Annotated in this window: 23 protein-coding genes; 1 reads left to right on the forward strand and 22 read right to left on the reverse strand. The window is 50.6% G+C overall.

The window, feature by feature from the left end; genetic code table 11:
- Window positions 1–2: 2 nt before the first annotated feature.
- From NSS64_RS25150 to NSS64_RS25210, 13 genes are all read right to left on the reverse strand, one after another.
- On the reverse strand, window positions 3–1,133 hold the full coding sequence (locus NSS64_RS25150; RefSeq protein WP_341141936.1) for a radical SAM/SPASM domain-containing protein: 1,131 nt from the start codon (window positions 1,131–1,133) through the stop codon (window positions 3–5).
- Between the two features lie 90 nt (window positions 1,134–1,223).
- Window positions 1,224–2,312 (reverse strand): radical SAM protein, encoded by a 1,089-nt coding sequence (locus tag NSS64_RS25155; protein ID WP_341141937.1) that lies wholly within the window; start codon window positions 2,310–2,312, stop codon window positions 1,224–1,226.
- Between the two features lie 27 nt (window positions 2,313–2,339).
- Window positions 2,340–3,506: a UDP-glucuronosyltransferase gene (locus NSS64_RS25160; protein ID WP_341141938.1), complete on the reverse strand. Its 1,167-nt coding sequence runs from the start codon at window positions 3,504–3,506 to the stop codon at window positions 2,340–2,342.
- Window positions 3,503–3,754 (reverse strand): acyl carrier protein, encoded by a 252-nt coding sequence (locus NSS64_RS25165; RefSeq protein WP_340944313.1) that lies wholly within the window; start codon window positions 3,752–3,754, stop codon window positions 3,503–3,505. Before NSS64_RS25165 ends, NSS64_RS25160 begins: the two co-directional genes overlap by 4 nt.
- Before the next feature lie 13 nt (window positions 3,755–3,767).
- Window positions 3,768–4,709, reverse strand: coding sequence for an NAD-dependent epimerase/dehydratase family protein (locus NSS64_RS25170; protein WP_341142901.1), 942 nt, complete (start codon window positions 4,707–4,709; stop codon window positions 3,768–3,770).
- Between the two features lie 108 nt (window positions 4,710–4,817).
- On the reverse strand, window positions 4,818–5,888 hold the full coding sequence (locus tag NSS64_RS25175; protein WP_340944315.1) for a hypothetical protein: 1,071 nt from the start codon (window positions 5,886–5,888) through the stop codon (window positions 4,818–4,820).
- Window positions 5,889–5,901: 13 nt separating this feature from the next.
- Complete coding sequence (locus NSS64_RS25180) at window positions 5,902–7,392, reverse strand: class I adenylate-forming enzyme family protein (RefSeq protein WP_341141939.1); 1,491 nt, start codon at window positions 7,390–7,392, stop codon at window positions 5,902–5,904.
- Window positions 7,389–7,628 carry an acyl carrier protein gene (locus tag NSS64_RS25185; RefSeq protein WP_036730891.1) on the reverse strand — a complete coding sequence of 80 codons (240 nt, stop codon included), beginning with the start codon at window positions 7,626–7,628 and terminating at the stop codon, window positions 7,389–7,391. Before NSS64_RS25185 ends, NSS64_RS25180 begins: the two co-directional genes overlap by 4 nt.
- Window positions 7,629–8,069: 441 nt before the next feature.
- Window positions 8,070–10,031 carry a carbohydrate-binding protein gene (locus NSS64_RS25190; protein ID WP_081751358.1) on the reverse strand — a complete coding sequence of 654 codons (1,962 nt, stop codon included), beginning with the start codon at window positions 10,029–10,031 and terminating at the stop codon, window positions 8,070–8,072.
- Between the two features lie 378 nt (window positions 10,032–10,409).
- On the reverse strand, window positions 10,410–11,888 hold the full coding sequence (gene rlmD, locus NSS64_RS25195; protein WP_341141940.1) for a 23S rRNA (uracil(1939)-C(5))-methyltransferase RlmD: 1,479 nt from the start codon (window positions 11,886–11,888) through the stop codon (window positions 10,410–10,412).
- 34 nt (window positions 11,889–11,922) lie between these two features.
- Window positions 11,923–12,813, reverse strand: a complete 891-nt coding sequence (locus NSS64_RS25200) for a diacylglycerol kinase (RefSeq protein ID WP_340944336.1) — start codon at window positions 12,811–12,813, stop codon at window positions 11,923–11,925.
- A 110-nt stretch (window positions 12,814–12,923) separates the two neighbouring features.
- Window positions 12,924–13,688 (reverse strand): sirohydrochlorin chelatase, encoded by a 765-nt coding sequence (locus tag NSS64_RS25205; protein ID WP_341141941.1) that lies wholly within the window; start codon window positions 13,686–13,688, stop codon window positions 12,924–12,926.
- Between the two features lie 3 nt (window positions 13,689–13,691).
- A complete protein-coding gene (locus NSS64_RS25210; protein WP_019913624.1) occupies window positions 13,692–13,982 on the reverse strand; it encodes a YerC/YecD family TrpR-related protein in 291 nt (96 codons plus the stop codon).
- A gap of 374 nt (window positions 13,983–14,356) precedes the next feature.
- Here NSS64_RS25210 and NSS64_RS25215 point away from each other — a divergent pair, with 374 nt between their 5' ends.
- Window positions 14,357–14,905 (forward strand): tyrosine protein kinase, encoded by a 549-nt coding sequence (locus tag NSS64_RS25215; RefSeq protein WP_340944339.1) that lies wholly within the window; start codon window positions 14,357–14,359, stop codon window positions 14,903–14,905.
- Window positions 14,906–14,931: 26 nt separating this feature from the next.
- On the opposite strand, the gene corA is transcribed toward NSS64_RS25215, so the two are convergent.
- From corA to NSS64_RS25260, 9 genes are all read right to left on the reverse strand, one after another.
- Window positions 14,932–15,891 carry a magnesium/cobalt transporter CorA gene (gene corA / locus NSS64_RS25220; protein WP_340944342.1) on the reverse strand — a complete coding sequence of 320 codons (960 nt, stop codon included), beginning with the start codon at window positions 15,889–15,891 and terminating at the stop codon, window positions 14,932–14,934.
- Between the two features lie 202 nt (window positions 15,892–16,093).
- Entirely contained in the window at window positions 16,094–16,996 is a 903-nt protein-coding gene (locus NSS64_RS25225) for a response regulator (protein ID WP_341141942.1), read from the reverse strand.
- Between the two features lie 3 nt (window positions 16,997–16,999).
- Window positions 17,000–18,289: an ATP-binding protein gene (locus NSS64_RS25230; RefSeq protein ID WP_341141943.1), complete on the reverse strand. Its 1,290-nt coding sequence runs from the start codon at window positions 18,287–18,289 to the stop codon at window positions 17,000–17,002.
- A gap of 87 nt (window positions 18,290–18,376) precedes the next feature.
- Window positions 18,377–19,027, reverse strand: a complete 651-nt coding sequence (locus NSS64_RS25235) for an amino acid ABC transporter permease (protein WP_340944346.1) — start codon at window positions 19,025–19,027, stop codon at window positions 18,377–18,379.
- Window positions 19,028–19,069: 42 nt separating this feature from the next.
- Window positions 19,070–19,720, reverse strand: a complete 651-nt coding sequence (locus NSS64_RS25240) for an amino acid ABC transporter permease (RefSeq protein ID WP_340757177.1) — start codon at window positions 19,718–19,720, stop codon at window positions 19,070–19,072.
- Window positions 19,721–19,905: 185 nt separating this feature from the next.
- Window positions 19,906–20,760: a glutamate ABC transporter substrate-binding protein gene (locus NSS64_RS25245; RefSeq protein ID WP_341141944.1), complete on the reverse strand. Its 855-nt coding sequence runs from the start codon at window positions 20,758–20,760 to the stop codon at window positions 19,906–19,908.
- Between the two features lie 32 nt (window positions 20,761–20,792).
- Window positions 20,793–21,521: an amino acid ABC transporter ATP-binding protein gene (locus tag NSS64_RS25250; RefSeq protein ID WP_036693252.1), complete on the reverse strand. Its 729-nt coding sequence runs from the start codon at window positions 21,519–21,521 to the stop codon at window positions 20,793–20,795.
- Window positions 21,522–21,851: 330 nt separating this feature from the next.
- Window positions 21,852–22,841: an inorganic phosphate transporter gene (locus NSS64_RS25255; RefSeq protein ID WP_340944350.1), complete on the reverse strand. Its 990-nt coding sequence runs from the start codon at window positions 22,839–22,841 to the stop codon at window positions 21,852–21,854.
- Between the two features lie 12 nt (window positions 22,842–22,853).
- Complete coding sequence (locus NSS64_RS25260) at window positions 22,854–23,471, reverse strand: DUF47 domain-containing protein (RefSeq protein WP_036730910.1); 618 nt, start codon at window positions 23,469–23,471, stop codon at window positions 22,854–22,856.
- Window positions 23,472–23,489 lie beyond the last annotated feature (18 nt).

Consider the following 23,489-nt stretch of genomic DNA (forward strand, 5'->3'; position numbering starts at 1 on the left):
CGTTAAACACCGTGCAAATGCAAGACACTGCACTTGGAACATGCCGGTGTCAGCCGTTCGTCCATCATTTCCCTTATCCTGCTGTAGGTCATGCTATGCCATAATTCCTGTACGGACGCTTCCTTTAATGTGCCGATCTCGAACTCCTTGAAGAATTTGCACGCGATAATCGTTCCATCGGGCGTAATGTCCATCCGGTTCGAGAGCGCCAGGCACTTCTTGTTCATCGTGCCTTTGCCCTTCACCTCTTTGCCGAGCACGAAATCTTCGATCTGGTCTTGATCCAGATTCGGCTGGTAGCGCAGACGCATTTTCCAGACCCGATGATTCACCCGGTCCAACTCGCTCATGAGAGCAGGGATACGCTCCGGATCGAGCTTGTAGTTGAAGGCGTGCCAGCTTCGTTCGCCCTTGTGCCCGCTCGCCGGAAGGAAGTCGAACCTCTGGTCGAAGTGATCGTCCATTCCCTGTGAGCATTCGTCCGAGATGTACCACGGGAAGCAGACGATGACCAGATCTACGCCGATGCCCTCCAGAAAGTCCAGCAGATCGTACAGCTTGTCGGTCATACCATCATTAACGACGGTGTGGATCGAAATTTTGCCCCTGAACCGATTCTCCTTGCGCAGCTCGACCAGCTTCCGGATGGCAGCTATCGCCTTATTAAATACCCCATTGCCGCGAAGCGCATCATTCTCTTCTTCGAATCCATCAAGCGCAATGAGCAGCTCCAGGTTGTCGGAGATTCTCTGCAAGGCGTCCAGCTTTCGCTCGATCAGCATCGCATTCGTACAGATCGTCGTCTCCCGGGGATGGGCTTCAAGCAAATCGGCCAAACGGTCAAAGTGGCTGTATACGAGCGGCTCGCCGCCCCAGATATAGAGTCTCGACTTGGCGGGTTCCGTCTCAAGGATCAGCTTCTCCAGCAGCCCGTAGTCGAGCTGTTCCCGCTGCTGCTCCGGTGTCATGAAGTGATGGTAGCCGGTGTCGTTCCATTGATAGCAATGCTTGCAGCGCAAGTTGCATTGATTCGTCAGTTTAATCCCGACCGACTCCGGCAACGGTGTCGCGTAACCCGCTATTTTCTCCATGTTCCGCTTGGTTTCGACAGTATTCCTGATGGTACGTTTCAATATTTGCAAATCCTTTGCGGAATGTTTAATCTCAGATTTCGGATTCATATCAACACACCCTTCTTAAACGTAATAGGTTATTCACATGAATCAGTAGATATAATACCTTGAACAAGCCGTACAAATCGGAAGCATATTTTTTTTCATATACGTGCGATACTCTTTGTACTTGTCACTGCGCCAGATGTCCAGCAAATTCTCTTCATTCACATTGCCGAAGGTCAAATCATAGAACGCATGGCAGGGCGAAACATCGCCCCTTGCCGTGATCTCCGCATACACCCATGGAAGGGAGCACTGACTTCGTTTATCCGCCATCTGATGGAATTGCCCCGAGAAATAGTTGCGCAAATTCACCTCATCTATCGTCTTCGGATAGGTGATCACATGGATGCTGTTTTTCAAGCAATACGCTTTAACCTTATTGAGCTGTCTCGTTAATTCCGGAATATCGATCTGGCTAAACGAACTGATGTCCCGCCACACCATCCCCTTGGCATAAGGAGCTTCATGCACGCCGAATTCCCCGCTAAGAACCTCCACATATTGGGCATACTGCTCTTCCGTGGCATAGAGCTGCACTTCCATGCTGATATGGTCCAGCATCGACAAGTCGATATGTTTGAAGAAAAATTCCTCGACGTACATATAGTTCAGGGGCGTAATGATAAAGGATACACCCATCTTCGGAAATTGCTTGCCTTTGCTTTGCCGGAGCTCATAGAGCTTCTCGATTCCCTTGATTACTTTCTTGAATACGCCTCTGCCCCTCTGCCTGTCGTTGATTGTCTCAGGGCCGTCGAGCGACACCCAAATTTTATTGGGCGCATTCTCGGCAAGCATCTCGGCATGCTGCTCGAGCAATGTGCCGTTCGTGGGGAAGTCCGCTACGCTTCCATAATGATTGATCATGGCGAGAATATCGCTCAGCCAAGGGTACATCAGCGGCTCACCGCCGAAGAAATCGTAATAGGGCTTGCCGGGACTGCACTCCACGATGATCTTTTTGATCAGATCGGGGTCCAGCTGCGCTAATGTTTTTTTGCTTTTGTAGGGCCCTTCGAGTCCCCACTCATAGCACATCTTGCACCGCAAATTGCACTCCTCGAGCAGCTGCAAGACGATCCATCTCGGATAGCTTGTCGTATCCCGGGCGATACTCAATTTGTTAACACTCATCGCATAACCCCTTCTGCCATTGAAATCTTACCTCTTCATTAACGCGACTCTCGAACAATAATGATCCACATAATTCGTCCGTTCTCCGGGTCTGTCCTTGATCGCTTGATGCATCTCCTTAAGGACATCTACGGAAAAATCCATCTCCCGCCATTTCTCGTAGCGTATTCCGAACCCAAGCGACTCCCACAATTCCAGATTGCTAAGCTCATGACTGCCGAACGGCTCCAGTAGAATAAGAGGGGTTTCGGAGGCAAGCGAGTCGATCAATGTGCCCGCTCCCGGTTTGGCTACGATAGCCATCGCCTCCGAAGCGACGTCAAATAACCAATGATGATCCGCCTCAGCGGCGTATGAATTCGTAGCTTCTCCCGCTATTTCAATATATGGCGGGAACTCGTGCAGGCCGCTTCCGCTCTTCACCCATGAACACCATTCCGGATCGTTCATCCAATACCGGTGACCGGGATCGGGCTTCGCTTCCTTCCAGTCGTAAGCTACGATATCCAGTCCATAGTTATGGGCGGCAAGCTCCGGAATTGTACTTTGATAAGTGCCCATCCCCCAGCCGCCGCCATGAACAACAAGCCGCCGCTTCCTTGATTCGAAGGGCAGCGGCGCACCCGGAAGAACCGGGATTTCGTATCGAATCGCCATCTTACCGGTGTCATAGAGACAAGCATTGTAATAATGCTCGTCATAGCGGGGATGAAACTTCTTCAGGCTCTTCCAGGACGGGGCCAGATCTGAATCGACGTAGAGCAGGTCTACATGAATTGGACTCGGCAGCATCTTCTCCCTGTACAAATCCAGAATATAGACCCAGTGTCCGGATAGCGATATGAATTCGCAGCGCTCTTCCGCTGCCCACACCTCCAGCAATAGCTCAACCTGGGCGTAATCCATGCTGCTCCGGATATCCATCGGCATTCGCGCCGAAAAATTGGCAAGTGCGAAATTATTGTGGTACGCCGTCCTGCTGTCTGCAATATGATCCCTTTTGTCTTGCTCCAAATAGCTTTCGAACACGAGCACTTCCGTCGCGATATCCCTTTCCTTGAAAACGCTTGCAGCTAATAGGCCGGGAATATAGAAACCCAGACCGAAACCCGAGCATAGAATCGTTACTTGCCGCTTACCCATAAATTCTCTTCCTCCATCCATGGTATCAAGCGCTTCCCGTCTATCGTTCATGCAGATGCTGTCTTCTGCAGCTCCGAGATATAATTGCAAAAGGCCGTGACCGACTCCAAAAAATCGAAGTCGAATTGTTCAAAATCGATTTCAATACCGAAACGCTCTTCCACCTTTAATAGGAAAGTAATTAGCTGTAACGAGTCGAGTCCCCCGTCTTCCATGATGCTGGAATGCTCGTTCAAGCGGTTTGCCAGCTGGGCGTCGTCCTTGATTTCGCTTATCATCGCTATGATCTGTTCTTGCATAGGTACCTCCCGTTTAATGGATATATTGACCTTGGTAATACTGGATCGTTCTAGCGAGTGCATCCTGCAAACCGATCGCCGGTTCCCAGTCCATAATCGTCCTTGAAATGGTAATATCCGGCTTCCTTCTCCTGGGATCGTCTTCCGGCAGCGGGAGAAACTCGATCTGCGCGTTGGACTTCATGAGCTCCTTCAATACTTGGGCGACTTCAAGGATGGTGACCTCCTGCGGATTCCCCAAATTGACCGGCTGTTCATATGTGGTGCCCAGCAGTCTTATAATCCCTTCCAGCAAATCGTCGATATACTGAAAGCTTCTCGTCTGTCTGCCGTCGCCATAAATTGTAAGGTTGTGCTTGGACATGATTTGATTAATGAAATTGGTAATGACACGACCGTCATATAAATCCATCTTCGGGCCGAATGTATTGAAGATTCGAATGACCCTTACCGGTATACCGTATTTCCTGTTCATCCAGTAGGTGATCGCCTCTGCATACCGCTTCGCTTCGTTGTAGCAGCTTCTTGATCCAATCGAATTTACGTTGCCATAATAGCTCTCCGGCTGAGGGTGAACGGTTGGGTTACCGTAGATCTCGCTTGTTGAAGCCAAGAAGAACGCAGCCTGCTTTTCTTTGGCCAGTTGCAGCAGATGCATCGTTCCTTCGCTATTGACCCTCATCGTTTCGATCGGATAGGACAAATATTTGGGCGGGCTGGCAGGACTTGCGAAATGCATCACCCAATCGACAGGACCTTCAACTGCGAGCGGATAAATGACGTCATGCTCGATAAACCTGAAATTTGGCGACCGCAAGAGATTGTCCATGTTGACAGGGGACCCGGTCAGAAAATTATCGACCCCGATAACGGTATGTCCTTCCCGCAGCAGCCTCTCGGCAAGGTTGGAACCGATGAAGCCTGCGACTCCTGTTAATACAATGAATATAAAGATCCCCCCATTGCTTACGGTTGGTTAAACAGCAGGAACTGTGCAGAGCTTATTCAATACGCTGTATCGCAACGATTATAATCCCAGCATCACTCCCTCCATATGTAATATCTAGAACACCATGGGCTCCGGAATGCTCACCTTCTTCAGCCATCGTTCAAGGAATATGGCTTCTTCATTTTCTATCTTCGTTATCAGTGTATGTAAGCTGTCTATAATACTCACATCCCTTGTCAAATTATATTTAAACGCTACATTCACAAGGATCTTCGCCTTCACTTCAATAGCTGCGAATTCATCAATATGCTCTTGATTTAAATGAATAAGATGCCGATGATCGTACAAATACTTGAATCTCAGCGTCATTATCTTCTTATGATCATAAAGTAAATGAAAGGGTCTTATATCAAGCATAGCCTTATGTTCCGCTGTCTCTTTCACATAATTAAATAGAGTGGTGTATATTTGCATGCCGAAGTCAAGATGATCCCTGTCGCCCCCATAGTTGAACATCTCCCAATATTCCGGCGTTCTCTTAGTGAAATAATTTCTTATAGAATTCACTAGGGTATCTGCACTGAATTTATCCTGATGTTGGCCATTGAATTTATACAGATACACCATTTCTCTCAGATAATCATGATTGGTTGTTAGATGATTAGTGTTGAACGCAAGATTGAAATCGGCAAATGAGATCTCAGCCTGACTGTACACGCCGTTCTTAAAGAAATCGGAAACATACAATATCTCCCGATCTAAATCATAGCCATACACAAATATGTCATGATGCAATTGGAGTCTATGATATCGGTCGCTTAGGGGCACGTAGAAATAATTGATCATGGTATGGATATAGTTATTGGCATTAATATTTTCTATAATAAAATGAATAACAGAGTCCCATTTAGTCGTTACAGTATCTCTATGTATCTTCTGAGTCGAAATCCATTTGCAACCTTCCGAAGGCCGCAGCTCATACGCCAGAGGGAAATAGAAATCTCCCCAATGATGTTTATAATCTTTGTTAATAAATAATTGAATATAATTGCTGAATATCCATGGGTGTGCGCACTCGTAGTGGGTAAGTATGGACAAGAGATGGGCATGCTGCGTATAGGTTGTAATCATCGGATAACGGACCGGCAATCTTTCGCTGCGCAATGTTTGAGTTGTATTCTTCAACTTTTCGTCCCCCCTATTCCTTTAGCAATAAGCGCTTCGTGCTTGCCCTGTCCAGTTTTCCTGTTTTTGTTTTTGGAATGTCATCTATAATCCTCCATTGTCTAGGTACTTTATACGAGGATAAATGCAAGTTGCAATGTTTGGTCAGCGCATCTATATCAACCAGACATTCTTCACAAACTTTCAGCAATGCGACGGGTACTTCGCCTAATAGATCATCGGGCACACCAACAACCATGACTTCCTCCACTTCGTTCAAGCCATATAAAAACTCCTCAATTTCTTCCGGATAAATATTGATACCGCCGGATATAATGATATTTTTCTTTCTGCCTGTGATGATGAGACACCCTGATTCATTCCAATATCCCAAATCTCCTGTCTTTAACCAACCCTCAACAATGGTAACGTTCGTTAACTCCGGGTTGTTGTAATAACCGAGCATCACATTCGGGCCCTTGACCCAAATTTCTCCTGAAGCAGCAGGTCCTATAACCTCATTCTCTTCTTCGTCAACAAGCCGGACAGACACGCCACTGACGGGTGTTCCACAGGATAAGCAGCGGTCTCCCCGGTCCATCATGCTCACCCGCGGAGAAGCTTCTGTCAATCCATAGGTTTGAATAATGTCCGCTTGGGGGAATACAGTCTGAAGATGGTCTACTAATCTCGCGGGAATCGGCGCACCGCTAATAACAATAAATTCAATGGAATCAAAGGTACTCCAGTTGGTTGTCTGATGATAATCGGAAACAAAGTGCATCAATTGCGTAGGCACCGCCGAGAATGCCGTGACCGCCTTATCCTGAAACAGTCTAAACGCTGTGCGCGGCAGCAAGGGCAAGCTGATCAGCCTAATTCGGGTTCCAAATAGCATGCAAGAAATCAATTGGGTGACAATCGTAGAACTGAAATGAACGGGCATCGTTACAAGAAACGAATCTTGATCCGTATACCCGACCTTTTCGCCATGTGCCAACGCATTCGTTAATACATTCTCATGGGATAACATAACGATTTTAGATTTTCCGGTTGTGCCCGATGTAGGAAGGAGAATCGCACATGGATGGGGATCGGACGAATTCGTGAGCGAGATCGATTCAAACGAAGGCATCGGTTCTTGCGAGAAATCCTGAGCGGTAACCCAATGAATATGGAAATTTAAACCCGCAGGCTGTACATATTTGCTGATAACCAGCTTGGCGTCACTGGCATTTAGAATATTTTCAATCTCTGTTTTGGATGCCGAGTAAGGAACAGGTATTAGTACATGACCGCTGAACTGAATGCCAAGCGATGCAGTAATGAACAAGGGCTCATTATTTGTGTATACCGCTATATGGCTACCGGCCTCAAGCTCAAAGTTCTTTTTGATATATAGAGCAATCAAGTATGCTTCTGTCATCACCTCTGCATAAGTCCATTGCCGCTTTAGATCTTGAAGGATAATATGATCCTTGCGATCACAAGCCTCCATGAATAAACGCTGAATGATAGTCATCATATCGTTTTCCCGGCCAAATAATTAAGGATTAATCCAGCCGTGGAGAACTTTTCAAATAATAGATCCTCATCAGGGATCGAGATATTAAACTTCGATTCCATTGAAACAATAAGCTTGATGAAGCCTGCCGAATCGATCCCCAGGTCCAGCAAACGGGTATCGGGATCTTCCGGATACTCGATGTCCAGCTCAGCAAAAACTTCATCTCTCAAGATAGATTCTATTGATTTAGACATCCTGTTTCCTCCGTTAGATAATCTTTAGAAAGGCTGATTAGAGAGGATAGCATACATGATGATATTCAGTAATGAGTAAGTGAAAGTGAGTGTGAAGGAGAATAATCTCAAAACGATGGACAATGTGCATTCGCACTAAGAGAGTTGTTTGCAGAGATGCTGCAATTAATACTGGAGGCGGAATATGACTCGGTGCAGGAATGAAAAGCAGAAAAAAGCATTTTCCCAAGCGATAAAGCCCTGCTGAAAATGCTTTACTTCACTACGGTGAATGACACCCGTAAATGGATATGTTTAGTATAAATTGCAAATATACCAATTGTCAACAATTTAAAATTTTATGCAACACTAGTGAGGACGTCCTTTAGCTGAATAAAGAGGTATATCAGTTGATATACCCCTTTATCCATCTTATTACAATCCAATTAAGCCGTTTCCATTTTATTTGAACTGGAACCAGGTTAAATTGGCAACTGTGGTTGAATCTGACTTCACAAAAGTAACATATACCGTATGGGTTCCTACCGCTGTCCCGGCAGTAAGCGGGATATTCTTGAGGGACCATGTCTGCCATCCGCCTGTGCTTTCGGCCGTCCAAGAACCCAGCATAGTGCCTGTAGGGCTATCCAAGTGGAATTCGATCCTTCCGCCGGAATTAGCGGATGCGACCTTCATATCAATGCTTGTTTTAGCTGTACTGCCAAAGTCTACATTTTTAAATGCGATATAGTCGCCATTACTCCCGGCACCCACATTCAGCCCGCCGTCAGTGCTTGACTCATAGGAAAGAACACCGGAACTAAGGTTATAGCCTTCTGCTTCGAATTTCAATGTGTTGAATTTTGGCTCTGCCGCATAGCTGTTCGTATCTGTTATTTTCAAATCTGTCAAATTATTCACCGCAACTCCACCGACGCGAACATTGTTCAATGTCACTCCGGAGACCGTAGAGGTGTCACTCCAACCCTTCATTATTGAAACCTCGCCCAGAGCGCGTAAATTGATATTATTATAGACCACATTTTTGATCGGACCGGTTTTTGCCGAAAGATCAAACCATCTGGAGTGAACACCGGATCTTGGCCAGAAGCCTTCTACATCTATATTGTCGAATACGATGTTCTGTGCTGCTGGAGTCCCATAGAGATGACCTACCGCTAAAGCGCGCCAGCATCTGTATACAAAAGAGTTTTTAACCACGATGCCATCCTGAAGCTGTTTCACTCCATCTCCGACCTTGAAGGCTCCGCATCTGCTCCAGGCCAAAGCATCATCCACCACTACATTTGACTGGTTCTCAGGAGTTCCCGGCCAGTTTGCAGCAATATCGGTAGTGGCTACATCCCAGGTCTTAAAGGAGTACGTGTCATCCTCCGATACGGCGACAGTGTGCTTTATGAGTACATTCTGGCTCTCCTGGATGTCTATTGCATCATTTTCATAATCAAGTTCATTATTGTTGAAGTGCTTAGTATTCTGGAAGGTTACGTTATTGGATCTGGTAACGATTGTAGCCCAGCCACCGCTGTCTCTGATGGTTATGCCGTCAACTGTGAAGTTGCTGCACTGCAAGGGGACAAGAATATTGTTCAAATAATTGTTTGTATTTCTCATATAATGGCCATTGCCGTCAATCGTTCCCCTGCCGTATATCTTAATATTGTTTGCATTGGTTTCGGTATAGATAAACCACGTTCCATCCTTATTTAGAGAATTCTTATGAAAATGGGTAGTGTAATCGCTTGGATTTCCTGAACCCCTGATCACAGAACCACCCGCCAGATAAACCGAAACATTGCTTTTTAGAACAATGTTACCGCTCTTGTACACGCCGGCTGGAACGTATACGATACCACCGCCTGCTGCGTTAGCCGCATTGATGGCATTCTGTATGGCAGTTGTAGCCAATGTGGCACCGGTACTGTCAGCACCGTACTGGGTTTTAACATTGAAAATCCCTGTACCGGAGGAAGCCGGAACATTGGTTTCAAGAGCATCTGCCGCGATAACCAGATCCTTCAGGTTATTGATTTTAACGATAAGATAGGTTGGCGATGAAAGGGTAAAGGTCAGTGTATTTCCGCTCTTAGTTGCAGTGATTCCCAAAGCTTTGGGAGAAATATTATAGGTATTGATGGGCTCGCTTGCTGTTATTGTGATTGTAGTCGTACCTGAAAAAGAGAAATTACAATAATTATAGTTTACAAATACCTCTGAAGTGTCGATTACCGGTATATTGGTAGAGTCTGCTGTTACCGTGTATTGACTGGTCGTGGTATAGACCGACGGTAACGGATAGCTTACAATTGTACCCGCCGCGCTTGCTGTCAAAGGAAAGACAGGTAACAGATTGGCCATACAAAAAATCAATAATGCACTTAATAACTTTAACTTCCTTAACATAAATAAACACCTCTTTCATATTTCATATTTTTTTAGAAAACACTCTGCCATCCCATTTGTATTCGCTTACAACCTGATTATAGTTTGATAGGCGCATCCGGATAAGGCGGGTAATCCCACATTAAGGGCAGATTTCTGCAGCAGCTTTATACATAGAAGGGAGGCAACCTCCGCTGGTCTGTGTGGAAACTTTTAGTTACGTATCTAAATACCTGCGGTTGAACAATCCAAATGCCACTCTCACCGGCCCCATTTAAGGTACAGTAATGTTGCTCTTTTTGCAGGATTTCTCTAAAAATATCTCCTAAACCGAAATAAAGACGCTGCGGGAAGTCATTCCCGAGCGCCTTCTTACTTTCATTTATGTCGAATTATCACCTATTTCAGCTCCAGTACAGCCACACTTTCCACATGCACCGTATGCGGGAACATATCCACCGGCGTAACCTCCACCGTACGATAACCCCCGTCCTCCAGCACCCGCAGGTCGCGGGCCAGTGTCGACGGGTTGCACGACACGTACACGACACGCTCTGGCTGCATCAGCAGGATGGTCTCCAGCAGGCGCGCGTCGCAGCCCTTGCGCGGGGGATCGACAACGATGACGTCCGGGGTGATGCCCTGTTCTTTCCAGGCCGGGATGACATCCTCCGAAGCGCCGACTTCGAACTTCACGTTGTTCATTCCGTTCAGCTTCGCGTTGGCGCGGGCGTCCTCGATGGCTTCGGGCACGATTTCTACACCATACACCTGATCCGCATGCTGGGCCAGGAATAGTGAGATGGTGCCGATGCCGCAATACGCATCAATCACAGTCTCTTTGCCGGTTAGCGCAGCATACTCCAGCGTTCTGCCGTAGAGGAGCTCGGTCTGCACCGGGTTCACCTGGTAGAAGGACCGTGCCGAAATCGCGAACTGCACCTCGCCAATGTAGTCGTAAATGACCTCGCTGCCCCAGAGGACGCGTGTATCGTTACCGAAGATGACATTGGTGCGCTGGGTGTTGATGTTCTGGCAGATGCTGACCACCGCCGGAAGCTGCTCGCGGATACTGCCGAGCCAAGCGTCCAGATGCGGGATATCCCGGCCGTTCGTGACCAGCACCAGCATCATCTGGCCGGTGCGGAACGCCTTCTTCACTACAACGTGGCGGAGCAGTCCACGGCCGGTCTCTTCGTCATAGGCAGTGATGCCCAGCTCACGGCCGAGGCTTTTGACAGCAGCAACGACCTTGTCGTTGTCCTCATGCTGGATCAGACAGGTCTCCATGTCGATGATCCGGTGACTGCCCCGTGCATAGAAGCCGCCGACCAGACCGCCTTCGGTCACCCCGATAGGCACCTGGGCCTTGTTGCGGTAGCGCCATGGCTCGTCCATGCCAAGGGTGGGCAGCACGCGGATGCCTTCGCCTTGAGCCCCTGATGCACTTGCCGCATCAGCCCCCGCCGCACCGGCCACCTCCAGCTTCCCGATCCGCTGGAGGTTATCCACCACCAGCTGGCGCTTCCACACGAGCTGCGCGGTATAGTCCATATGCTGCAGCTGGCAGCCGCCACACTGATCATAGATCGGGCAGGGCGGCGCGATGCGGTCGCTGCTGGCCTGCACCAGCTCCAGCAGCTTGGCGTAGCCATACTGCTTCTTGGTCTTGAGCACTCTGGCCCGGACTCTCTCACCGGGAAGAGCGCCCTGCACAAATAGGGTAAAGCCCTCAACGCGGCCTACCCCTTCACCTTCATGGGTCATGCCGATAATATCGAGCAGGACCTCATCATTCTTATTTACCGGCAGTCCGGCGACAGGGGCCGCCCCTTGCTCCCGGCGGCTTGCGCTGCGCCTGCTGCGTTGTTTATTCATGTGTATAGGTTCACTTCTTTCATGTTCTTCACGATTAATTCTGCGCAAAAATCTGCAGATGCTGCGGCAAAATGCTGAAGTTGCCCGGCAGGGTGCCACCCAGCTCACCGTCCAGGTTCAGCTGAACGTAGCCTGGAGAGGTAACCTCCATGGCATCGGTGCGGAAATAGACAACCTTCTTGTCATTCAGGTGCTCGCCCCGAATGGTTAGACGCACCAGCCGGATGAATTCGGCCAGGTTGCATTTCTTAACGGCAATAACGTCGAGCAGGCCGTCATCGATGCGCGCACCCGGAGCCAGCTTCTCGAAGCCGCCGACTGAATTCGTATTGGCGATCAGGAAGAGCATGAACTCGTCATGGATCATTTCCTGGCCGTTCGCGCGGATGTACAGCTCTTGCGGAGCAAGGCTGGCCATCTTCTCGATCCCCTTCAGGTAATAGGCAAGCTGGCCCATCATGGTCTTCAGCTTGCTGGGGACCTCATAGGTCAGCTCCGTCAGCTGTCCGCCGCCTGCTATATTAATGAAGTAACGGTCATTGGCTTTGCCGAGATCGATCAGGCGCGCTTCCTGGCGCAGAATCAGGTCGCAGGCTTCCTCCCAATTCTTCGGAATGCCCATGGCCCGCGCGAAATCATTCGTCGTTCCCAGCGGCAAGATGCCGAGCGGGGGAAGGTTCGGCTTCTCCGCCATCCCGTTAATCACTTCATTGAGCGTACCGTCGCCTCCGGCAGCTATGATCAGATCATAAGTACCGCGTTCCACAGCCTGGGCTGCAGCCGCAGTAGCATCGCCCTCTCCCGTTGTTGCATGGCAGGTAGCTTCGATACCGCCCATATCCAGCCGGTCTAGAATATCGGCGAGTCGTCTTTTCATTTCTTCCCGACCAGAAGTGGGATTATAAATCAATCTCGCAGTTTTCATTACCGGAACGCCACCTGTTTATATAATGGATAACTTTACTGATTATACCCAATTCTGTACCCCACAAGCAATGTCAGGGGCCAGCTACATTACCCGCTTACGATTTAACGCTAACCCTCCAGGCGCTGGAGCGCTGCTTCCACCTGCCGCTGAATCCAGCGCGGCAGCAGCGGATGCGGCAGCAGCGTCTGGCCGGAGTAGGCATAATTCAGCCCCTCCAGCCGCTGCGGAATAACCACCTTGGTGAAGTACCCCTCACTCAAAAAAAGCGGAGCCACCAGCACATCATAGCCCTGCTCCTGCCAATGCACCACCCGGCTTCTTACACTATCCGGGTTCAACAGCCCGTAATCAGCCGCGGCCAGCCCGCTTATCTCCCGTACCCGCGCGGCAAGTGAAGAGATGCCCTGCTCCCAGCGCTGCCGGAAGCCCTCATGCCTGCTGCCGTGTCCGACCAGCAGCACCATCTCTCTGCCGGGATGCTTCGACAGTCCCCGGAGCTTATCCCACAGCATCTGTGCAATATCGGGATCGTCATCGACCGGATAGCCGTAATGAATCTTCGCAGCAACTCTGAACGGCTCAAGATCGGTCTCCCGTTCAGGAACCGGCTTCGCACCCAGCGCATATTCTATCTCATCGACATGCGTGCTGCCGGAAGACACAAACAAGGGGATCACAATAATATCTGTGACCCCTGCATGTTCCAGCTTATCAATTCCATCTTGTATCAATCGTCCTTCTACCAGCTCAAGGAAAGCCACTGCCACCGGCAGCTCCTCCCTGAGCGTGAGATGGCTCACTGCCTCATCTACCATCGACACCCAGGCCTGATCACGGGAGCCGTGACTGATTAACAATACACCCGGAACCATAAATTATCGGCCCAGACGTTCCAGCGTAAGCTTATAACCGTCATTGCCGTAATTCAGGCAGCGCTTCACGCGCGAGATTGTTGCCGTACTGGCCCCCGTCTCGGCTTCAATCTGATTATATGTAGACCCCTTGCCCAGCATCCGGGCCACCTCAAGGCGCTGTGAGAGCGATTGAATTTCGTTCACGGTGCACAGGTCGTCAAAGAATACATAGCATTCTTCCATATTTTTCAATGTTAAAATAGCCTCAAATAATTGATCGATACTTTTATCGTTTAGCTTCTTTAGCTGCATCGCCCTATCATCCCCTAAACATTAACTTAATGTGACTATCTTGCCTCTACTATATTGTACTGGAGCACATTTTTCAAGCATTAACGGTTTCACGCTGTAAAGAGTGAAATCGACGGACAAACGTCCACTCCAGGCGCACACCATAATCAGGGTTAACCCGTCACTACTTCCGGCTCCCAGGTTAGACCGCCTTACTCATAGTACTACAAAACCGTGCAAAATCAAGCACAGACACGGTTTCTTCACTTCCGCCTGCCGCACTATAGGCATCCGCCCTTTTCCGCTGGTATCCCGGTTACCCGGGCATTCGTCTATACCGTCTGTTCGCCCATGACATACAGTATAGCAAACCACTAACGAAGGAATGTGATCCTATGCCTCAGCATTACTATAATCATTCCCGCCAGCAAGGCCGTTCACTGGCTGAACCTTACAATCCGTCACCTTACCCGGGACTATCTGCTTATACACCTGCCCCGCTTCCCGGAGAACCTGAGCTGCTGCCTGCTTACAGCGCCGAAGTCACCGATACGGCACTCGCGCTCCCTGCTGCAGAAGCCTCTACCGCGAAGGCCGGAGGCCTGCTGGGCGGACTTGGCAATCTTGGAAGTCTGGCGAATATGGAACAGATCAAGGGCATCGTTGACCGGATGGGCGGAATTGACGGAATCGTCAATACCATGGGCAAGGTGCAGAAGGTGATGCAGGGCTTCTCACAGATGGCTCCGATGGTGAAGCTTGTGATGGGCGGGTTCGGCAAAGGCAAGGGAAGCGGAGCGGGAGAGCTCGCCGCCGAAGAGGATGCAGCCCTTTATAGCCCCAAACGGCGCAAAAAAAGACGCCCCGTCACGAAGCGCCGCAATACCACCTCCAAGAAGCGTAAATCCGGTGGGCCTTCCTCCGTTAAACGCCGCCGCTCCTAAGCGGCGGCGTTTAACGCGCTTTTCTTCTACTTAAACCAGCCGCTCCGCCGGAACCAGCCGAACATCCCGATCCCCAGCACCAGCATAAGCAGCAGCACTGCGAAATAGCTGTACTTCCATTCCAGCTCCGGCATCACCCTGAAGTTCATTCCATAGATTCCGGCGATCAGCGTCAGCGGCATGAATACCGTGGTAATCACCGTGAGTGTCTTCATGATGGAGTTCATCCGGTTGGAGTTGAGCGAGATATAGCTGTCACGCAGGTCGGCGGTCATTTCCCGGTCAACTTCAATCATGTCGGTCAGCTTCAGCAGATGATCGTAGATATCGCCGAAGTAGACCCGCTCCTCGCCGTTACTCTGCACATGCTGCGAATTGACGATCCGGTACATCAGATCACGCATCGGCACAATCGTCCGCCGCAGCTTCAGCAGCCTTCCGCGCACATTGAAGACCTGACTCATCAGCTCTTCGACCGATTCGTTGCCGCCCTGGCTCTCCAGATCCGCGAGTTCATCCTCCAGCGTATACAGGGACGGGAAATATCTGTCCACCAGCTTGTCCATCACTGTGTAAGCAGCGGCCATCGGCCCGCCCGACCAGCCCTTGCGGCTATGAATCTCAGCTTTGACCATCTGCCACGCTTCCTCCATCTCCGGCTTGTCCTGATGATGGTAGGAGACGAGAAATTTCGGGCTGAGGAACAGGTCGATCTCTTCGGCCTCCAATGTCCGCTCATTCAGCGAATGCAGCACGAAGAACTGCACATCCTCGTAATAATCCAGCTTCGGCCGCTGCAAGACATGCATACAGTCTTCTATCGCCAGCGGGTGAAAATGAAAATAGGTGTCCAGCGACAAGGTTTCATCATCCGTCGGCATAGCGAAATCCGCCCAGATCCAGGCATAATCATCCAGGACAATATCCTGAAGCAGCAGATCGGTCAATATCTCGCCCGTATGCGTTACGGCAAGTGTTCGTATCATAATAAAAGTCCTCCGCCCTATGTAGGCAATCCGCAGCAGAGCCGCGCTGTTCTAGTTGCTTCCTCCCATTGTACAGCATGTCTACGCAAAAAAATAACCGCCAGCCCGCTGACCAGCGGCTCCGGAGGTTTCTTGGTCTTGTCTTTATAGTTGACGGCGCCATTTACAGCAAACGGCCCGGTCCGATTTTCTAATATATAGCTTAGCGGCCCAAGCCTTCCAGCACCTCCAGATGCAGCACCTGCAGGAATTTCTTGATGTTCACCTTCACCTTGCCGCTATCCCGGCCCTGTTCAATCTCCTTCATCTTCAGGCGCACCTCTTCGAAGTCGAAATACAGCGGTGCATAATGCTCGAACTTCGGATTCCCGTAATCCGTCAGACCGATGGACGCAAGACTTGTCAGACCCGCCGCCAAGGCACGGCGCAGACGCTGTTCGATAGCCTTGACCTCTTTGGCGGCTTCCGCAGGCACCGGTCTGTATTTGGCAGCGGTCAGCTCATACAGCTCCTTCAAGGGCGGTAGACTTCCGCTCTGCCCTTCGGCTACCGCCAGCTCCATGATGGTGATAATATCACGGCTGCCGTTCTCCGAGATCATGCCCATATTCATCAGAATCGGCTGGACAATCTCCTTGACGGTACGCTTGCCAGGCGGCAGCTGCGGCAGTCCGAACTGCAGACCCTCCAGCTTACCCAGCGTCAGCTTGATCTCATCCAGATAACGGCCCATGGCGTAACGTTCATTCACTTTATATAGAACAGACTCGACTTCAATCTTATTGATCGGCTTGCGGATGAAGAATTCAATTCCGCTCTTGTAGGCGCGGCTGACCATGTCCCCGTTCTCAATCTGCGAGATCATGACGAATTTGGAGCGGCAGCCCTGTGCCTGAAGAGAGAGGATGGTCTCAATCCCGTCCTGGTCCGGCATCAGCAGATCCATCAGCACAATGTCCGGGGTCTCGCTCAGGATCAGAGATATCCCCTCCTGTCCGCTCGCTGCAGTACCCGTCACCTCACCAAGCCCGCTGTCCTCAATAATATGCTGCAGCATTCTTCTCGCCGACGCATCGTCATCTACAATACAGAATGATAGCGGCATCCTCTATTCCTCCTTCCGCAGCTTAATGCTCGGCACTGTAATCTGAAACATGGCCCCTCCGATATGCGATACCGGCTGAACCGTAATGCTTCCCTCGAACATATTCACTATATCCCGAACATGAGAGAGCCCGATCCCCGTGGCAGCGATGCCCTCTTCATCGAATTTCGTGGTGAAGCCCGGCTCGAACAGCAGATCGAGATCACGCTTCCCGATGCCTGTCCCGCTATCGGTCACTGTCAGAATCGTCATACCGTCCTGCTCATAAGCGTTCAGATGGATGCTGCCTGTTCCTTGGATGACTTCCACCGCATTGGCGGTGAGATTGTTAAGCAGGGTCAATAGAGGAATATAGCTGTCGGTTGTGTAATCGGAGGTGATGTGAATATGGAACTTAATATCTTTGCCCAGCATTTCCGCATATTTGGCATTGCTCTTAACCGCGAACCGCAGAATGCCTGATAGGGGCATGTCCCCGTTCACCTCACGCTCCACCAGCTTCACCAGCCCCGCCAGAATCCGCTGCGAATCCTTCTTCACCTCATGGAGCTGCTGGGTGATATCCAGCACCTGCCGGCTGTAACGCCCCGTGCCTTCCCCGTCCTTCAGCTTGGTGTACAGCTCGAAGCTGTTCAGCGTTACCTGCTCCAGGGTGCCTATGGACTTCTTCAGATAGAATACTTCCCCGTACAGGCCGGAGCCGAATCCGAGCATCTGCTGGGTCCGCTCATGCTGCTCCCGCTCCCGGATACGCAGCTGGCTGACAGAGATACTGCTGTATACCCCTGTGGTGAAATAGGTACGCAAGACCGCAATCGCCATCAGATACGTCCACTCGTTCAGCCGGAAGGTAGCCGAATCCAGCACGATCAGCCGGGTCAGCAGCTCCATCTCATTCGACAGAAGATCGATCAGCGCGGCAACCGCGCCCAGCACCAGCGGATGGAACGTATCGATCCGGCTCTTGATGACATGCATCAGTGCGCCGAATACCATATAATAGATCATTGCCGAGAAGTGGCTGCTAAGACTCTGCTCTACCGTCAGTCCGCTCCCCTCCACCATATCCATGGCAGTCCTGAACAGTAGCACGACCACCCCGGCAGCACAGCCTGTACGGATATACGGCAGCTGCCTCATTAACAGCAGGAAAAGGAGAAAAGCGCTGCTGCCCATGGCAATCCGGAAGATATCTCCGTCAAACGGGTTGATCTTGAATTCTCCGGCTACCACAGTAACGGCGGCCACCAGCAGAATCTGTACCGCCTTCATTCTCAGAATCGATTGTCCCATCGCCACTGCTCCTGCCTAGAGAGGTTGACAACTATAGTATCATAGCCGCACTGGATTGAATATGGCTTAATCCTCATTCGGCTAAGGTTATACCGCTCTGTGCTCAAGCCTTCTGGACAGCAGCGACAGCAGGTAATTGACGACAAAATAAATCAGGGCAACCAGCGCCAGCGTAGGGATGGCATAGCTGTAGCTGTGGCCAATGACAATGTTGGCATTATGCATCAGCTCCGGCAGGGAAATCACAACAGCGAGCGAGGTATCCTTCAGCAGGGAGATGAACTGGCTGACCAGTGGCGGGACCATCCGCCGCAGCCCCTGGGGAAGCACGATATGCCATAAGGTCTGTACACTGCTGAGACCGGAGGAGCGCGCCGCTTCAATCTGCCCCTTGTCGATCGACATTAAGCCGCCGCGGACAATCTCGGCGATCATTGCTGCCTCGAAGATGGTTAGTGCTGCAATGGCCGCAGTAATCAGTCCGAGCTTGATCCCAACCTCCGGCAAGGCGAAGCGGATGAAGAAGATGATCAGCAGCAGCGGCAGATTACGGATCAGCTCCACCAGGTAGAACATGACCGGAGACAGCACCGGCACCTCCGAGTAGCGGATGACGCCTATAATACAGCCGATGATAAAGCTCAGGAAGATCGATACAAAAGCAACGATCAGTGTCACATACAATCCGTCCAGCAGAAACTTCAAATTATCGGCAGAGTATGCACCTGTGAAATCCATAATAGCCCTCCTTTAGCTTCAGATGTCCTTTTATGATGCTTCTTAATATTTGCGCTGCAGTCTGCGCTCCCAGATCCGCACGCCGTAGCTGAGCGGAAGCGTAAGCACCAGATAGAATACTGCTACGAAAATGTAGGTGTCGAAGGTACGGTAAGTCTCTGTAGAGATCCCGTCGGCGAAGTACATCAGATCAAGACCGGCCACCAGAGTCAGTACCGAGGAGTTCTTAATCAGGTTAATGAACTGGTTGCCGAGCGGCGGGATCACCAGCTTGATCGCCTGCGGCAGAATGATATGCAGCATCGTCTGTATGTAGCTGAGACCGGAGGAACGTGCCGCCTCCATCTGTCCCTTGGGCACGGCCATAATTCCGGCACGGATCGCTTCGGCGATGAAGGCCGAGGTATATACGGCGAGTCCAATGGTTCCTGCCTTGAAGCCGTCCAGTGTGAAGCCCAGAGCGGAAGGCCCGTAATAGAAAATATACACGACCAGCAGCAGCGGGATGTTGCGGATGAACTCCACATACACCGCACCGAACCAGCGCAGACCCTTGACTGAAGTCATGCGGAAGACGGCAACGACCGCGCCGATCAGGAAGCTGCCGATCAGGGCCAGTACACTGGACAGCAGCGTACCGTAGAAGCCTTCCATATACAATCCGAAGTAGTTCGTTAATATTGAGAAATCCATCAATGTTCACCTGCCTTTACCTGTGGATAAGTTCGTTCCTCCCCGGTATGACCGCCGTTCCTACAAACAAGTAGAAACGGCGTTGCCGTCCTTGGACAAGGCGGTACCGTTTCTACGGGAAATTCGTGTGCAGCCCATTTATTCGTTCTTACCTTGAAGGAAGCAAGCTCTTGCCTGGAACAGACTTATTTAGCAGGAGCTTTACCAATCCACTTCGTGTATATGGCATCATACTCCCCGTTCGCCTTTAGTTCAGCCAGTGTATCATTAATCGCCTTAACTACATCGGCGTTGCCTTTCTGGACCGCAATGCCGTAAGGCTCATCGGTGAACGGCTTCCCAACAACCTCGAACCCGGGGTCCTGTGAGGCCATTCCATACAGAATCGCATCATCCGTAGTGAGCGCATCGCCCTGACCCGCCTTGAGCGCGCTGAAGGCATCCTGGTAGTTGTCGAACTCAAGCACGGTTACGCCCGGCACCTTCTCTTTGATATTCTTGATCGAGGTCGCCCCCTTGGAGCCGAGGATCTTCGTATCCTTCGTAACGCTCTCAAGGCCTGTAATCGCGCTGCCCTTCTTCACCAGCAGGGACTGGCCGGCCTGGAAATAGACGTCAGAGAAATCGACTTCCTTCTTGCGGTCCTCCGTAATGGTCATGGTAGCCACCACCATATCGATCTCGCCGTTATTCAGCATCGGAATACGCGTCTTGGAGGTGACCTCCTTCAGCTCAATGGCATTCTCGTCACCGAGAATTTTTTTGGCGATGGCCTTGGAGATATCGATGTCGAAGCCTTCCACGTTGCCGGAGGCCGGGTCCTTCAGACCGAACAGGCGGGTGTCGAACTTCACGCCGACGAGCAGCTTGCCGCGCTCCTTGATCTTGGCAATGGCCGCAGAGTCAGCGGCTGCTCCTCCGGCAGCGTTGCCGCCTGCCGCATTATCGTTCTTGCCCTTGTTGTTGCCGCACCCGGCAATGACCAGTATGGCCGCAATCATCAGCACACTTAACACCTTGAAGCTCTTGGACATTTTCATTTCGTTTCCTCCCCGGATTCCTATTATTTAGTTTAGTGGCTTAATACACGGCTGAGAAAAGTACGCGTCCGCTCTTCCTTCGGGCTGGCGAAGAAGGCTTCCGGCTCCGCCTCTTCCACGATTTGCCCCTGATCCATGAAGATGACCCGGTCCGCCACCTCGCGGGCGAAGCCCATCTCATGGGTCACAACGACCATCGTCATGCCTTCGCGGGCCAGGGCGCGCATGACATCGAGCACCTCCCCGACCATCTCCGGGTCCAGTGCCGAGGTCGGCTCATCGAACAGCATTATCTTCGGCTTCATCGCAAGCCCCCGGGCAATCGCCACCCGCTGCTGCTGTCCGCCGGATAGCTGGGAAGGATAGGACTCCGCCTTGTCCGCAATGCCGACCTTCTCCAGATAATACATGGCGGTCTTCTCCGCCTCCGCCTTGCTTAAGCCCAGCACCTTCACCGGGGCCAGGGTGATGTTATCAATCACCTTTTTGTGCGGGTACAGGTTGAAATGCTGGAAGACCATTCCGATCTCTTTGCGCAGGGTATTGATATCTGTCTTGCGTTCGTTTACAGTTATACCGTCCACGGTTAATCCGCCGCTCGTGATCGTCTCCAGACGGTTAATGCAGCGCAGCATCGTACTCTTGCCGGAGCCGGAAGGACCGACTACAACAACGACTTCCCCTTCCTGAACATGCAGGTCAATGCCCTTCAGTACATGAAATTGTCCGTAATGTTTGTCTACCTGATGAAAGTCGATCAATGGCTAGGCCTCCTTTGTCTATTCGGGTGTTTGTCAGCAATGGTAACACTTAAAACAAACCTTACTTCAGAGACTACCAAATCCTACATAATACTATGTAAAATTTAATTCCATCATGTTATTTTCTTTTAGTTATGTTATGTATTTCATTTTCTTTTAACGCCATTAACATCTTTTATCGATTTGTTGTGACTTTTTGTGACATTTCTCTCTTGAAAAATAAAGAACCCCTCTTAGGCCGAGGCTTACCGCTGAACACAAAAAAAGATGTCCTAAAGCCATCCATGGCTTCTGCGACATCTTGTCCAGGTAATCTATTCTGTTCCAGCCCTAGAAGAAGAGCTTGAAGATCACTCCCGCCAGCACAGCGCTGATCGGAATCGTAATGAACCAGGTAACCACGATCCGTCCGGCCACTCCCCATTTGACTGCGGAGAAGCGTTTGGCTGAACCTACACCCAGAATCGATGAGGTGATCGCATGGGTTGTACTTACCGGCAGATGCAGGAGCGTGGCTGAGAAAATAACCGAAGCCGCCGAAATATCCGCCGCGAAGCCGTTGATCGGCTCAATTTTGAAAATCTTCGTGCCCATCGTCTTAATAATCTTCCAGCCGCCGATCGACGTTCCGAGTGCCATGGATGTAGCCGCTGCAATCTTAACCCAGAGCGGAACCTCCATCGTATCGAGCCGTCCCGAGGTCACGAGGGCAAAGGTAATGATCCCCATCGCCTTCTGCGCGTCATTCGTACCATGGGTGAAGGATTGCAGTGCAGCCGTCACGATCTGCATCGAACGGAAGCCCTTATTGACCGTATGCGGACTGCGCTTCGCGAAGATCCACTTCAGAATCGTCATCACAATATACCCGATTACAAAAGCGATCAGCGGGGAGAAAACCAGCCCCTCTACGATCTCAACGAACCCGTTCCATTTGATATGCTCTGTCCCTGCCCCGACATAGACCGCACCGGCTAACGCACCGATAAGCGCATGGGAGGAGGACGAAGGAATACCCAGCCACCAGGTGACGAGATTCCAGATAATTGCCGCAATCAGCGTCGCCGTGACAATGTCTATCCCGTTGTCCAGCAGGGTGGGATCGGTAATACTGCCCCCGATCTTCTTCGCCACTCCGGTGAACATCAAGGCGCCGATAAAGTTCATCGAGGCGGCCAGCATGATGGCTGTACGCGGCTTCAGCGCACGGGTTGAGACAGAGGTAGCAATCGCATTGGCTGTATCATGGAAGCCGTTGATGAAGTCGAACGCCAGCGCAAGAAAGATAACAAAAGCTAGTACATATATAGATGTATCCATATTTGAGGCCCCTTATGAGTTACGCATGATGATCGATTCCAGCATGTTGGCTACGTCTTCACATTTGTCTGTGGTTGTCTCGAGCCGCTCGTACAATTCTTTGCGCTTAATCAGCTCAATCGGGTCCTTCACAGTCTCGAACAGGGCCTTGGTGCAGATACGCAGGACTTCGTCGCCCTGGTTCTCCAGATCATTCAGACGGATGGTGTATTCGCGGATCGCCAGCAGCTTCTTCTGGGAGAGCAAATGAACCGCCTTCTGGATCTCGTATGCACTCTGGCGGAGAATCTCTGCGAACTGGACAATATACTCATCCGCATCCAGCAGGTTATACATATAGAAACGCGAGGCAGAAGCCTCCAGCCCATCAATGACATCGTCCATGCTTGTAATCAGATCCATGATGTCGTCCCGTTCCAGCGGCGTAATGAACGTCTTGTTCAATTCCTTGATGACAGTGTGTGTGTAGGTATCGCACTGGGATTCGTATTTCTTCATCTCCCCGGCGAAGTTCTCCACATTGCCCTGGAGAGTCGAGATATTCTGAGCGAAATAATCCGCCGCCTGAACAATGGTGTCAGCCATGTTTTCCAGCGTCTCAAAGAATATATCCTTTTTTCTGAGCCTCATTAGCTTTATACCCCTTTA

It is taken from the genome of Paenibacillus sp. FSL H8-0122 (genome assembly GCF_038005345.1).
Lineage (GTDB): Bacteria > Bacillota > Bacilli > Paenibacillales > Paenibacillaceae > Paenibacillus_AQ.